We start from the raw sequence: 297 nt of genomic DNA on the forward strand, positions 1-297 counted from the left end.
GAGCGCTGCACACGTGATCGTGAAGTGCTACGCTAGGGGCACTGGCGGTGGCAAGGGGCCGACGCAGTACCTGCTGGGCCGGGACGGCCAGCGGGAGGGGTCAACCCTGCTGCGTGGCGATCCCGAGCAGGTGGCCGCACTGATCGACTCCAGTCGGTACGCCAAGAAGTACACCAGCGGCGTGCTGAGCTTTGCCGAGGCGGATCTACCGCCCGAGCAGAAACGGGCCCTCATGGACAGCTTCGAGCAGGCGCTAATGCCCGGCCTAGAGGCCCGGCAGTACAGCTGCCTATGGGT

General features: G+C 66.7%; 1 pseudogene. It reads left to right on the top strand.

What is annotated here, in order from left to right:
- Window positions 1–297 (top strand): annotated as a pseudogene (locus GHO25_RS26380) (nuclease); the annotation flags it as partial.

This window comes from Pseudomonas sp. FSL R10-1350, assembly GCF_009600525.1.
Lineage (GTDB): Bacteria > Pseudomonadota > Gammaproteobacteria > Pseudomonadales > Pseudomonadaceae > Aquipseudomonas > Aquipseudomonas helleri.